This window comes from Halalkalibacter urbisdiaboli (genome assembly GCF_002156385.1).
Classification (GTDB): Bacteria; Bacillota; Bacilli; order Bacillales; family Bacillaceae_D; genus Halalkalibacter_A; species Halalkalibacter_A urbisdiaboli.
Map to the genome: position 1 here is coordinate 5,245 of NZ_MVJM01000006.1, position 12,927 is coordinate 18,171.

Genomic DNA, 12,927 nt, shown 5'->3' on the forward strand with positions numbered 1-12,927 from the left:
ATAGCCGGAGCCATCTTTTATGACACAACCATGCGGTTGCATCTCTTACCCGGTATTAGCACCGATTTCTCGATGTTATCCCAGTCTAAGGGGCAGGTTGCCCACGTGTTACTCACCCGTCCGCCGCTAACGTCATAAGAGCAAGCTCTTAATCAGTCCGCTCGACTTGCATGTATTAGGCACGCCGCCAGCGTTCGTCCTGAGCCAGGATCAAACTCTCCATAAAAATGGTGAGCTGATTAGCTCGAATAAATAATAAATTGACGAGATTTGATTTTATCGAAATAAAACAATCTCTTTTTCGCTTGGCTTTTGTTCAGTTTTCAAAGAACTTGTCCATCGCTCAATGGCGACTTTATTAATATAACATACCGACAATTTGATGTCAACACTTTTTTGTTATATTATTTTATTTTTCCTCGCTGTTTTAGCGACAAGAAATAATATACCATGCATATGAAATAAACGCAACTGTTTTTTCGAAAGTTTTTTTCGACTTAATCGCCTGTCTTTTATTATACGGATCTCTATCAAAAAATAAAGAATAATTTTATATAAGAAATAAACCGTGTCACCTAAAAAAAACAACCCGAATAAATCGGGTTGTTTCAAATAAGATTACTCTCCTTCACGATGTCTCATTTGCGGAAACAATAACACATCACGAATAGAAGGTGAATTTGTTAATAACATAACTAATCGGTCGATTCCGATACCGAGCCCACCAGTAGGAGGCATACCGTACTCAAGTGACTCTACAAAGTCCTCGTCCATCATATGAGCCTCATCATCCCCTTGTTCACGTTCAACAAGCTGTTGCTCAAAACGTTGACGCTGATCAATCGGATCATTTAACTCCGAAAATGCATTAGCATGCTCTCTGCCAACAATAAATAGCTCGAAACGATCAGTAAAGCGTCCATCCTCGGGATTTTTCTTAGCCAAAGGAGAAATCGCTAGTGGATGTCCATAAACAAATGTAGGCTGAATTAATGTCTCTTCAACAAAATGCTCAAAAAACTCGTTCACAACATGTCCGTACGTCATCGTATTTTTAACAGGTACTTTGTGTTGCCTCGCTAATTCTCTAGCTTCTTCGTCGTTCATCTCTTTCCAGAAATCCACACCTGTCTGTTCTTTAATTGCATCAACCATATGAACTCGTCTCCACTTTGGTTCAAGGTCGATTTCTTCCTCACCATACGTAATTTTAGTTGTTCCAATTACTTCCCTAGCAATATGTGCAACTAACTCTTCCGTTAGTTCCATAATATCATTGTAATCCGCATATGCTTCATACAGCTCTATCATTGTAAATTCAGGATTATGACGCGTAGATACTCCTTCATTACGGAAAACACGGCCAATTTCATAAACCTTCTCCATCCCACCAACAATAAGACGCTTTAAATGAAGTTCAATCGCAATCCTCATGTATAACGTCATATCAAGTGCATTGTGATGAGTCACAAACGGACGAGCCGAAGCACCACCAGCAATAGAATGCATCGTCGGTGTTTCTACTTCTAAGTAACCACGATCATCTAAATAACGACGCATAGACTGAAGAATCTTACTACGCAATATAAATGTATCACGTACTTCTGGGTTCACAATTAGGTCAACATAACGTTGTCTATAACGCTGCTCTACATCCTTTAAACCATGGAACTTATCTGGAAGAGGACGTAATGATTTTGATAATAACTGAAAATTTGTAACTTTAACTGATAGTTCTCCTACCTTCGTCTTAAAGGCAACCCCACTCACACCGACAATATCACCAATATCGATCGTATCAAACACATCATATTGGTCATCACCAACTGCATCTTTTCGTACGTAAATTTGCACTTGTCCAGTTAAATCTTGAATATGAGCAAAACCGGCTTTTCCTTTTCCACGCTTTGTCATAATACGTCCAGCGAGCGTTACCTTTTGTTCTTCCTCTTCTAATTGCTCCTTCGTCTGTTCACCAAACTGCTGTTCCATTTCATTAGCTGTGTGAGTACGCTCGAACTTACCACCGAAAGGATCTAATCCTCTTTCCTGCAATTGATTAAGCTTGTCCCTCCGCACCGCTAGTTGGTCATTTAATTCTAGTTCCTGGCTCATCGCCCGCTCATCTCCTCTATATCATATCATTCTATGTAGTAACCTTCTTATGTAGAAAAACTGCCAGTGACACACTGGCAGTACGAATAATCTCACACGCATTATATTGAAGTCTCTTGCAAAAGTCAAACGACACTAGATTCTTCAGCCAGACTTGCTTCAAGCTCATCGACATACGTATATAGCGTTGTCGCTACATCATCACGTGTTTCAAAGCTATTAATTTTGTCACGAATACGACCATTGCCACGCAAACCTTTTAAATACCAAGCAGCGTGCTTTCTCATTTCACGAACAGCTACGTTTTCACCTTTTAAATCAATTAAACGGTCTAGATGAATCATGCATACATCAATTTTTTCACGAGCAGTAGGTTCTGGAGCTAATTCCCCGTTTTCAAGATATTGAATCGTACGATAAAGCATCCAAGGGTTCCCTAATGCAGCGCGACCAATCATAACTCCATCGACACCGATTTCATCAAGCATCCGGCGTGCATCCTGAGGAGTGGTAACATCACCATTTCCGATAACCGGAATGTTAACTGCCTGTTTAACTTCTTTAATGATGTTCCAATCTGCAACACCTTCGTACATTTGAACACGAGTACGGCCATGTACAGCTACTGCACTTCCTCCTGCACGCTCAACAGCACGTGCATTTTCAACAGCATAAATATGATCTGAGTCCCAGCCAATTCTCATTTTTACGGTAACGGGTTTATCAACTGCATCGACGGTTGCCGCAACCATTTCATAGATTTTATTTGGATCTAACAGCCATTTTGCCCCTGCATCACATTTGGTGATTTTCGGAACAGGACAACCCATATTAATATCAATAATATCAGCGTTTGTGTTTTTATCAACAAATTTAGCTGCTTCAACAAGCGTTTCCTTTTCTCCCCCAAAAATTTGTAGGCTTAAAGGCTTTTCACGTTCATCAACATACAGCATGCTTAAAGACTTTTCGTTTCCGTGCAGGATCGCCTTATCACTCACCATCTCTGCGCAGACAAGTCCCGTTCCAAATTCTTTCGCAATCAAACGAAAAGCTGGGTTACAAACACCAGCCATTGGTGCAAGCACAACTTGGTTCTTCATTTCGATATTACCAATTTTCAACATATCTATTCACCTCCATACATTCGCATGTTTTTATTTATATGACATTTCATTTCTTGAAACTTGTAAGACCGTTGTCATCCGGTCAATTAAGTGGTCATCAGGTTCACGACTTCCACGCTCGATTTCCCCTAACACCGACACCGATACGCCGATGGCTTTAGCAAAGCCCTCCTGCGTATACCCTTTTAATTTTCGGAAGGCTCTAATCCTTCTCCCCCAATTGTTCGTTTCCATACGATCACACCTTCTTTATCCGGTAATTCCTTATATACTTCTGCTATTGATTTATTTAATGATTCGGAATATAAGCTCGGATTTAACTGCATTAATGGCACGACAACGAATGCACGTTCCCACATTCGCGGGTGGGGAATACATAGATTCTCCATCTTCATATTCTCTTCATCATAGAGGAGAATGTCAAGATCTAATGTTCTTGGTCCCCAATGTATATCCCGCTTCCGCCCGCATAATTGCTCGATCGCTTGAGTTTCTGCTAATAATTTCTGTGGCGATAAATTTGTTCGTATATAGATAACCATATTTAAAAAAGCCTGTTGTTCGACATATCCAATTGGCTCTGTCTCATAAATGGAAGAGGCTTGTTTCACTTCAATTTGCGGATGAGCGGATAACTCACGAATGGCTTTTTCTAAATATGCTTCCCGATCACCAATATTTGAACCTAGTGCCAGATAAACGTCCTTCATAACTTTGACCTCGTAATCTCAACAGCAACTGAACGATAATGTCCTGGAATAGGTGGATCTGGCTTCGTTACCTTCACTGTACAACGTTCAAGAAGATCAAAATGTGATAGTAATGTGGATGCTATTTTTTCTGCTACAGCTTCTACTAGCTTATACGGCTTTCCCTCTACGATTGCTTTTACTTCTTCATACACATTACCGTAATTAATCGTTTTTTCTAAATCGTCGCTTTTTCCAGCTTCCTTTAAGTCCAATTCTAAGACTAAATCAACATAAAAACGTTGACCCAGTTTCGTCTCTTCTTCAAAAACGCCATGGTAACCAAAGAAAGCTAATTCATTTAAATAGATTTTATCCACGATTCGTTGCCCCTTTTCCTAACATCGCATCCATCATCTTTGCCATTCGACTCATTTCTTTTACATCGTGAACACGAATGATGTGACAGCCCCTTGCAATCCCGAGGCAAACCGTTGCTCCAGTACCTTCGACCCGTTCATCGACTGGTAAATTTAATGTCTTTGCTATAAAAGACTTTCTCGATGTTCCAAGTAAGATAGGATAACCAAGTTGAACCAGTTCATCAAGACGTCTCATCGCCTCAAGGTTCTGTTCATAGGTTTTCGCAAAGCCAATTCCAGGATCGAGAATAATGTTTTCTTTTTTTACTCCTTGCTTTAAGCAAATGTCCACACTTTCCTTCAAATCAAGCTTCATATCCTCGATTAAATCGTTATACTCTTTATTATCCCGGTTATGCATAAGAATAATTGGAACTTGATAGGCTGCAGCTACTTTAGCCATATTTGGATCAGCTTTTGCTCCCCAAACATCATTAATATATGAGGCCCCAGCTTCAATGGCTTGCTTTGCTACCCCTGCTTTATACGTATCAATTGAGATCGGGACATGAACCGCTTTCGATATGGCTTTAATGATCGGGATTACTCGGGCTAACTCCTCTTCTTCTGATACCTTTTCTGCACCAGGCCTTGTTGATTCTCCACCGATATCAATCATATCAGCACCCTCTGAAACCATCCTTTTTGCATGTGATACCGCAGCTTCAATTTCGTTAAAACGACCACCATCGGAAAACGAATCTGGTGTGACGTTTAAGATACCCATTACAATGGTTCGTTCTTTTAGTACCGATAAATCAATTGTTTTTATTAACGTCTCTTCCATACAGACCTACCTCCTTATAGCTCATCCTTGCTTATAAGAAGCTTTCTTGCATGAGCGTACTGTTTTTGTAGCCATGTTGTGATTGGATTATTTGTTGGAAATTCTATGTGATTACACGAGGTTAATGATAAGACTTCTTGAATCGAATTCGTTACAAAGGCTTCATCTGCCTCTAAAAGAGCCTGTTGGTTAAAAAGTCCTTCCACATACGAAATGCCTTCCTTTTGCAATAGCTTTAATATAAATTGTCTCGTAACGCCATTAAGAATCCCCGTCTCTAACGACGGTGTATAAACTGTGCCACCCTTCACCCAGAATACATTTGAAACAATCCCTTCTGCTACATAACCATCCTGAGATAAAAAGATTCCCTCCACATTTACGTTATCGCCTATTTCACGTTTTGCTAAAACATTATTTAAATAGTGATGTGATTTAAGGCGAAAGCTTCCTTCAGGTGTATTCCGACGAATATCAAGAATTTGTGCCTTTTTATGCTGTGCCATAGAGGATGGCAAAGATTTCATATAGACAACAGTGGTCGGCTTTTCATAAATCCCTGTATATAAACCTAGATCCTCTACACCTGCTGAAACATTCCATCTTACATAAGCATCATGAAGTTTATTCTCTTTAAGAAGCTGCTCTAGAACTGTATATACAGCCTCTTTTTCCATACTCCATTGTATACCAAGCTGCAGAAGTCCTTCCTTTAAACGTCGAAAATGGTCATCCAAAAGAAATGGATGACCGTCATAAATACGAAACGTCTCAAATATACCGAGACCATACATGTAACCATGGTCAAAAACGGAGAGTTTCGCCTGTTCAACAGGAAGCACGGAACCATTCATGTAGACGAACATGATGATTGTTCCTTGTTATATGTTTCAATAAAATTCCGTAAAAGCAATTTACCTGCATCAGTCATAATTGATTCAGGATGAAATTGAACCCCTTCAATCGCAAGCTCGCGATGACGCAGTCCCATAATTTCACCTTCCTCTGTTTCTGCAGTAATTTCGAAGCATTCAGGCAAAGTATCTCGTTTTACAATAAGGGAGTGATAGCGTGTTGCTGTAAATGGTGATGCAATTCCACTAAAAATCGTTTCCTGATTATGTTTAATCGCAGATGTCTTTCCGTGCATTAAGCGCTCAGCACGAACAACATCGCCCCCAAAAACTTGAGCAATTGATTGATGACCCAGGCATACACCGAAGATAGGAACTTTTCCAGCGAAATGTTCGATTGCCTCTAAACTGATTCCCGCTTCATTAGGGCTACAAGGTCCTGGAGAAATCATTAAATAATCTGGATTCATCTTCTCAATCTCAGCAATTGTAATTTGATCATTTCGTTTTACGACTAACTCATGACCCATCTCACCTAAATATTGAACTAAATTATACGTAAAAGAATCATAATTATCGATCATTAAAATCATTTTTCATTCCTCCTCAGCTCAGCTGTACATTTTTTTCGTCATCTCTTCTTCACTCAACTCAAGCGCACGCCAAAGGGCTTTTGCTTTTTTCAATGATTCCTTATATTCATAATGCGGATTGGAATCTATGACAATTCCGGCCCCCGCTTGAACATAGGCAATGTTATCTTTACACACCATCGTTCGGATTGCAATGTTAAGCTCCATTTCGTCATTGAACCCTATCCACCCGATTGACCCCGTATAAACGCCTCGACGAACAGGTTCCAATTCCTCGATTATTTCCATCGTCCTCACTTTTGGTGCTCCGGTAATCGTTCCTCCTGGAAACGTTGCACGAATCACATCATAATGATCAACATCTTCTCTCATCTTACCACGAACGTTTGAAACGATATGCATCACATGTGAATACTTTTCAATAACCATTAACTCATTAACTTCGACGGTACCAAATTTACACACTCTGCCTAAATCATTTCGTTCAAGGTCTACGAGCATCACATGCTCGGCACGTTCTTTTTCATTTTCAATCAAAGTCGCTGCTAACTGATGATCCTCTGCTTCATCTTTCCCACGCGAACGCGTCCCAGCTATCGGTCTTGTGCTCACTTCATTCCCTTGCTTTTTCACAAGTAATTCCGGAGAAGAACTTACAAATTGGAAATGCGGGGTCTGTAAGTAACTCATATAAGGTGAAGGATTTAACGTACGAAGCACATCATACACATGAAATGGCTCCGTAATCATTTCCTTTGCTTGTCTTACAGAGAGATTGACTTGAAATACATCTCCCGCTGAAATATACTCGCGGATTTTTTCGACAGCCTCAGAAAAGGCTTCCTCACTTAATGATGGGCTTAGTTCAAGATTTATTTTAGGAAATTGAATCCAAGTTCGTTCCTTACCAGTTGCCGTCCAGAGCTTCACATATTCGTTCATCCGTTGCTCTAGAATCTCTTCCGTCCCCGTTTCACCGTGAACAATCACCCACATCTTCTCAGCTTCATGTTCATAAATGAATACATCATGGAAAAGCATAAAATAAAGATCTGGTAAATCTAGGTCGTCCTTTGCCTGTAGAGGTAACCGTTCAATTTCCCGTACGATATCGTAACTAAAATAACCAATCGCCCCGCCTTGAAAAGGGGGTAAGCCTTCTACCATTTTTGTTTGATAAGGTTCAAGGGTTTCTTTCATTAGCGCTAACAATGAGCCGTGCTTCGTTATTGTTTTTTCGTTTTGCTCTACTGTTAGCTTGTCCCCTTTCCCTTCAATAACAGCGAATGGGTGAAGACCTATAATGCTATATTTCCCACCTCGACCACTTTCAAGTAGTACATGATGAGGATACTCAACTGATATTTGTTTAAAACGTGAAAACCAAGCTCCTTCAACGATCGGGAACGAGGTCGCTTTCGTTACCCACCTGTTTTTCATTTCCTGTTGCAACAGCTTCACTCCCGTTCAACCCTTTTCGTCTATTCTACATGACAACGAAAAAGAAGAAAAGCAGTCCTATTCATTTAGGACTGCTTTTTATTAAGATTCATTAATCTTCAAAGTTATAAAGTGGTGTACTTAAATAACGCTCACCATTTGAAGGGATGATAGCGACAACCTTTTTACCCGCTCCAAGCTTTTCAGCTAATTGCAAAGCAGCATAAATGGCAGCACCTGAAGAAATACCACCTAGGATCCCTTCTTCTTTTGCAGCACGACGAGCATATTCGAATGCTTGTTCAGTCGTAACTTGAATTACTTCGTCATAAACTTCAGTGTTCAAGATTTTTGGAACAAAACCGGCACCAATACCTTGGATTTTATGTGGCCCTGGGTTTCCACCAGATAAAATTGGAGAATCGGCTGGTTCTACAGCAGCAATATGAAGGTTCGGGAAATGTTCTTTTAAGAAACCACCTGCACCTGTAATCGTTCCACCTGTACCAATCCCTGATACAAATCCATCAATTTGACCTTGAGCTTGTTCAAGAAGCTCTTTACCTGTTGTTTCACGATGAATCGCAGGGTTTGATTCGTTTTCAAATTGTTGAGGCATGAAGTAGCCTTCTTCTTCTGCAAGAGCAGTCGCCTTACGGATAGCTCCACCCATTCCTTCAGGTCCTGGAGTTAGTACAAGTTCTGCACCGTATGCGCGAAGAAGATTACGACGCTCTAAACTCATTGTTTCAGGCATAACAAGCTTTGCTTTATAGCCTTTTGCCGCAGCAACCATCGCTAGACCAATACCCGTGTTACCACTTGTCGGCTCAACGATTGTATCACCAGGTTTAATTTTACCAGCTTTTTCAGCTGCTTCGATCATCGCTAGACCGATACGATCCTTAACACTGCTTCCTGGATTCATGTATTCTAACTTTAAGTAAACATCAGCATGCTTATCAGAAACAAGACGATTAAGCTTTACTAGTGGTGTTTGACCGATTAAATCTGTAATAGAATTTACAACCTTCATCATTCAGCCTCCTAATTCCAAGTAACTTTATTGGTTTTAATAAAATTATGATAACAAACGTTTTCATATACGTCAATTGATAGATTAAAAATTTACCATTTTATTTTGATACGGCGTATAACTCCTCTAAGTCCTTTGCACTAAAGCGATAAACTTCATTACAAAAATGACACTGTGTTTCTGCACCGCCATCCTCTTCAATCATCTCGCGAATCTCTTCCTTACCAAGTGTAATAATAGCATTTGCTACCCGCTCTTTTGAGCATTGGCAAGAAAAAGAAATTTGCATTTCCTCTAGAATCTTTACGTTATTTTCACCAAGCAAGGTATGAAGCATTTCTTCAGGTGTTAAACCCGATTCAACCATTTTAGAAACTGGTGGAATTGAACTTAGACGCTTTTCAATCTCATCAATAATTTGGTTATCTGCCCCCGGCATTAGTTGAATAACAAAACCACCAGCCGCTAATATTGTATTATCTGGATTAACGAGCACACCGACACCTACCGATGAGGGCGTTTGTTCAGAAGAAGCAAAATAGTACGTAAAGTCCTCTCCAAGCTCACCAGACACAAGTGGAACACTACCAGTAAAATGCTCTTTTAAACCTAAATCTTTTACTACTGATAAATAGCCATTTGTACCAACTGCACGAGCAACATCAAGCTTTCCTTGAGCGTTTAAGTCGAAATGTGTCTGAGGATTTGTTACATAACCACGTGTTTCACCTTTTGTATTACTATCAACAATAATAGCTCCAATTGGGCCGCCTCCTTCAATTTTCACCGTAAGTTTTGCATCACCCTTTAACATTGTTGCCATCATCGTACTAGCCATCATTGAGCGACCAAGCGCAGCCGATGCAGTCGGCCAAGTTCCTTGACGACGCACTGCTTCGTTCACCATATCTGTTGCTACTAAGGCATAAGCTCGTACCTTACCTTCATAGCATGTTGCCTTAATTAAGTAATCACCCATATTACCTCTCCTTTGCCCTTACATTCTTTTCATAAATCATTTGCAATCCTTTTAAAGTTAAAAACCGATCAACAACATCAATCGAAGTCGTCTCCTCCGCTATAAGTGTTGCTAGTCCTCCTGTTGCAATGACAGTAGGATTTGTTTTCGCTTGTTCCTTTAATCGATTTACGATTCCATCTACTTGACCGACATATCCATAGAATATCCCTGCTTGCATTGCGTGAACCGTGTTTTTCCCTACAATTTGTGATGGTTTAGCAATTTCAATTCTTGGCAGTTTCGAAGCTCTTGTATAGAGTGCTTCAGTAGATATTGAAATACCCGGAGCAATTGCACCTCCTAAATATTGTTGCTCTTCATTAACATAGCAATACGTTGTGGCTGTCCCAAAATCGACAATAATTAATGGACTTCCATATAACTGAATAGCTGCAACTGCATTGACGATACGGTCTGCTCCTACTTCACGAGGATTTTCATATTTTATGTTCAAGCCGGTTTTTATTCCTGGGCCAATTATCATCGGTTGTATATGAAAGTATTTTTTACACATTTGCTCCAAAGAAAACATTATTGGTGGTACAACCGATGAAATAATAATGCCTTCAATCATATTTAATGTTAAACCTTCATGGTCAAAAAAAGCCTTCAACGTCATCGCATATTCATCTTCTGTTTTCTGCCTGCTTGTCGCTATACGCCAATGATGTAGAAGCTCTTTCCCCTCATAAACACCGAAAACAATATTTGTATTTCCAACGTCAACTACTAAAATCATTGTTCTCACCAATCTTTATAATTTCGTTTATCGTTATTATGAATGAAAAAAAAGAGGATGTCGATTCAGACACCCTCTCTCTATCCTTAATCCTTTTTCTTATCCTCTTCGTTTGAGGACGGTTGCTCAGATGACTCTTGCTCTTCATCTGCTGCTTCGTCTTCATCCTTCTTTGAATGAATATTGACTTTAACATCAGAATCCTGATCATTCTCATCTTTATGAGCATTCGAGTGATGGTTTTCCGGAAGCTTACCTTCATTAATTAATGATTTAATTTGCTCGGCATCTAATGTTTCTAGCTTAAGTAAGGTTTCTGCCACTAAATCAAGGCTTGCTTTGTTTTCCGTGATAATTTCCTTACAACGCTCATAGCACTCCTTAATAATACGTTGTACCTCGAGGTCAATTTCATAAGCAATTTGGTCACTATAATTTTGTTCGTTTTGAATATCACGACCAAGGAATACTTGACCACCTGAACCTGATACAAACTGCATCGGCCCAAGCTTATCACTCATTCCATATTCAGTAACCATTTTACGAGCGATTCCCGTTGCACGTTGGAAGTCATTATGGGCACCTGTACTAACTTCGCCAAACTGAACTTCTTCAGCAACACGACCACCGAGTAACCCAATAATTTTATCTAGCAATTCTGGTTTTGTCATAAAATAGCGATCTTCCTTTGGAAGCATGACAGCATAACCGCCAGCCATTCCGCGTGGAACAATCGTAACTTTATGAACCATGTCTGCATTCTCAAGCTTCACACCTACAACCGTATGACCTGCCTCGTGCCAAGCAACAATGTTTTTCTCTTTAGGAGAAATCACACGGCTCTTCTTGGCTGGACCGGCAATAACACGGTCAATTGCTTCTTCGATATGGATCATATTAATTTTCGTTTTATCATTTCTAGCAGCAATGAGTGCAGCCTCATTTAACAGATTTTCCAAGTCTGCCCCTGAAAATCCTGGAGTACGAGTTGCAATCGTTTCTAAATCAACATCATCTGCTAAAGGCTTATTTTTCGCGTGAACCTTTAATACATCTTTACGACCATTGACGTCTGGGCGGTTAACCATGATTTGACGGTCAAATCGTCCTGGACGTAATAAAGCTGGGTCAAGAATATCAGCACGGTTTGTCGCCGCGATAATAATGATACCCTCGTTAGCACTGAAACCGTCCATTTCAACGAGTAACTGGTTTAGTGTTTGTTCACGTTCATCGTGTCCACCACCAAGACCGGCACCACGTTGACGACCAACAGCATCAATTTCATCAATAAAAATGATACATGGTGCATTTTTCTTTGCATTCTCAAAAAGGTCACGTACACGTGATGCACCAACCCCGACAAACATCTCAACGAAGTCAGAACCACTAATTGAGAAAAACGGTACACCAGCTTCACCTGCAACTGCACGAGCAAGTAAAGTTTTACCTGTACCAGGAGGACCCACTAACAGAACCCCTTTTGGAATCCGCGCACCGATTGCTGAGAATTTACGAGGGTCTTTTAGAAATTCAACAACCTCAACCAATTCCTGCTTCTCTTCATCGGCACCCGCTACATCTTTAAATTTCGCCTTCTTTTTATCATCATTAACCATCTTCGCCTTGCTCTTACCAAAGTTCATAACACGGCTACCGCCACCTTGAGCCTGGCTTAACAAGAAGAAAAAGAGAATGAAAATAATAACGAAAGGAATAATTGACGTAAAAAATGTAACCCAGCCACTTGTCTCATCGGCACCTTCAACATCAAGTTCAGTACCTAAAGCACTTTGGGCATTTGCAAGAAGCTCAGCAGTTTGCTCACTTCTTAATAAACGTGTTTGAAAAAACTCATCTTCTCCCTGATCTGTAAATTGACCTGTTACCAAATAAACTTGGCGGTCAGGCTTAACAGTTAGGGAACGAACTTCACCTTGCTCAAGTCGTTCAGTAAATTCACTAAATGTTACTTCTTCGGTTTGTGCCTGGTCTGAACTAAACACACTCACAATTCCTATAATAACGAGAAAGATGAGTAAGTAAAAAATCGTATTTCGAAATATCCGATTCATTCGTGACCTCCTCCCACGTGCAACAAAGC

At 40.1% G+C, this 12,927-nt stretch carries 13 protein-coding genes; all 13 read right to left on the reverse strand.

All coding sequences use genetic code 11. The features are described 5' to 3' along the window. Window positions 1-618: 618 nt before the first annotated feature. The 13 genes from lysS to ftsH all read right to left on the reverse strand — a co-directional run bounded on the left by lysS (window position 619) and on the right by ftsH (window position 12,898). Complete coding sequence (lysS, locus tag B1R93_RS21195) at window positions 619-2,115, reverse strand: lysine--tRNA ligase (RefSeq protein WP_088105906.1); 1,497 nt, start codon at window positions 2,113-2,115, stop codon at window positions 619-621. Window positions 2,116-2,240: 125 nt separating this feature from the next. Beyond that, window positions 2,241-3,242: a tRNA dihydrouridine synthase DusB gene (gene dusB / locus B1R93_RS21200; RefSeq protein WP_088105907.1), complete on the reverse strand. Its 1,002-nt coding sequence runs from the start codon at window positions 3,240-3,242 to the stop codon at window positions 2,241-2,243. A gap of 30 nt (window positions 3,243-3,272) precedes the next feature. Then, complete coding sequence (locus tag B1R93_RS21205; protein WP_088105908.1) at window positions 3,273-3,476, reverse strand: helix-turn-helix domain-containing protein; 204 nt, start codon at window positions 3,474-3,476, stop codon at window positions 3,273-3,275. Beyond that, a complete protein-coding gene (gene folK, locus B1R93_RS21210; RefSeq protein ID WP_088105909.1) occupies window positions 3,428-3,952 on the reverse strand; it encodes a 2-amino-4-hydroxy-6-hydroxymethyldihydropteridine diphosphokinase in 525 nt (174 codons plus the stop codon). Before folK ends, B1R93_RS21205 begins: the two co-directional genes overlap by 49 nt. Further along, entirely contained in the window at window positions 3,949-4,311 is a 363-nt protein-coding gene (gene folB / locus B1R93_RS21215) for a dihydroneopterin aldolase (RefSeq protein WP_088105910.1), read from the reverse strand. The genes folK and folB overlap by 4 nt, the downstream gene beginning before the upstream one ends. Next, window positions 4,304-5,140, reverse strand: a complete 837-nt coding sequence (gene folP, locus B1R93_RS21220) for a dihydropteroate synthase (RefSeq protein WP_133058695.1) — start codon at window positions 5,138-5,140, stop codon at window positions 4,304-4,306. The genes folB and folP overlap by 8 nt, the downstream gene beginning before the upstream one ends. 14 nt (window positions 5,141-5,154) lie before the next feature. Next, window positions 5,155-6,006, reverse strand: a complete 852-nt coding sequence (gene pabC / locus B1R93_RS21225; RefSeq protein ID WP_088105911.1) for an aminodeoxychorismate lyase — start codon at window positions 6,004-6,006, stop codon at window positions 5,155-5,157. Further along, entirely contained in the window at window positions 5,991-6,587 is a 597-nt protein-coding gene (gene pabA, locus B1R93_RS21230; protein ID WP_088105912.1) for an aminodeoxychorismate/anthranilate synthase component II, read from the reverse strand. Before pabA ends, pabC begins: the two co-directional genes overlap by 16 nt. An 18-nt stretch (window positions 6,588-6,605) precedes the next feature. Beyond that, window positions 6,606-8,027 (reverse strand): aminodeoxychorismate synthase, component I, encoded by a 1,422-nt coding sequence (gene pabB, locus B1R93_RS21235; RefSeq protein ID WP_088105969.1) that lies wholly within the window; start codon window positions 8,025-8,027, stop codon window positions 6,606-6,608. A gap of 112 nt (window positions 8,028-8,139) precedes the next feature. Next, on the reverse strand, window positions 8,140-9,063 hold the full coding sequence (gene cysK / locus B1R93_RS21240; RefSeq protein ID WP_088105913.1) for a cysteine synthase A: 924 nt from the start codon (window positions 9,061-9,063) through the stop codon (window positions 8,140-8,142). A 100-nt stretch (window positions 9,064-9,163) separates the two neighbouring features. Beyond that, window positions 9,164-10,042: an Hsp33 family molecular chaperone HslO gene (gene hslO, locus B1R93_RS21245; protein ID WP_088105914.1), complete on the reverse strand. Its 879-nt coding sequence runs from the start codon at window positions 10,040-10,042 to the stop codon at window positions 9,164-9,166. 1 nt (window position 10,043) lies between these two features. Beyond that, window positions 10,044-10,823, reverse strand: a complete 780-nt coding sequence (locus B1R93_RS21250; protein WP_088105915.1) for a type III pantothenate kinase — start codon at window positions 10,821-10,823, stop codon at window positions 10,044-10,046. An 86-nt stretch (window positions 10,824-10,909) separates the two neighbouring features. Then, a complete protein-coding gene (gene ftsH, locus B1R93_RS21255; protein WP_088105916.1) occupies window positions 10,910-12,898 on the reverse strand; it encodes an ATP-dependent zinc metalloprotease FtsH in 1,989 nt (662 codons plus the stop codon). Between the last annotated feature and the right edge of the window lie 29 nt (window positions 12,899-12,927).

Coding starts and splice junctions, on each gene's coding strand:
- pabC (WP_088105911.1), bottom strand. CDS start 6,006: ATGTTCGTCTACATGAATGGTTCCGTGCTTCCTGTTGAACAGGCGAAA.
- pabB (WP_088105969.1), bottom strand. CDS start 8,027: ATGAAAAACAGGTGGGTAACGAAAGCGACCTCGTTCCCGATCGTTGAA.
- B1R93_RS21205 (WP_088105908.1), bottom strand. CDS start 3,476: ATGGAAACGAACAATTGGGGGAGAAGGATTAGAGCCTTCCGAAAATTA.
- ftsH (WP_088105916.1), bottom strand. CDS start 12,898: ATGAATCGGATATTTCGAAATACGATTTTTTACTTACTCATCTTTCTC.
- dusB (WP_088105907.1), bottom strand. CDS start 3,242: ATGTTGAAAATTGGTAATATCGAAATGAAGAACCAAGTTGTGCTTGCA.
- folP (WP_133058695.1), bottom strand. CDS start 5,140: ATGGAAGAGACGTTAATAAAAACAATTGATTTATCGGTACTAAAAGAA.
- cysK (WP_088105913.1), bottom strand. CDS start 9,063: ATGAAGGTTGTAAATTCTATTACAGATTTAATCGGTCAAACACCACTA.
- folK (WP_088105909.1), bottom strand. CDS start 3,952: ATGAAGGACGTTTATCTGGCACTAGGTTCAAATATTGGTGATCGGGAA.
- pabA (WP_088105912.1), bottom strand. CDS start 6,587: ATGATTTTAATGATCGATAATTATGATTCTTTTACGTATAATTTAGTT.
- B1R93_RS21250 (WP_088105915.1), bottom strand. CDS start 10,823: ATGATTTTAGTAGTTGACGTTGGAAATACAAATATTGTTTTCGGTGTT.
- lysS (WP_088105906.1), bottom strand. CDS start 2,115: ATGAGCCAGGAACTAGAATTAAATGACCAACTAGCGGTGCGGAGGGAC.
- hslO (WP_088105914.1), bottom strand. CDS start 10,042: ATGGGTGATTACTTAATTAAGGCAACATGCTATGAAGGTAAGGTACGA.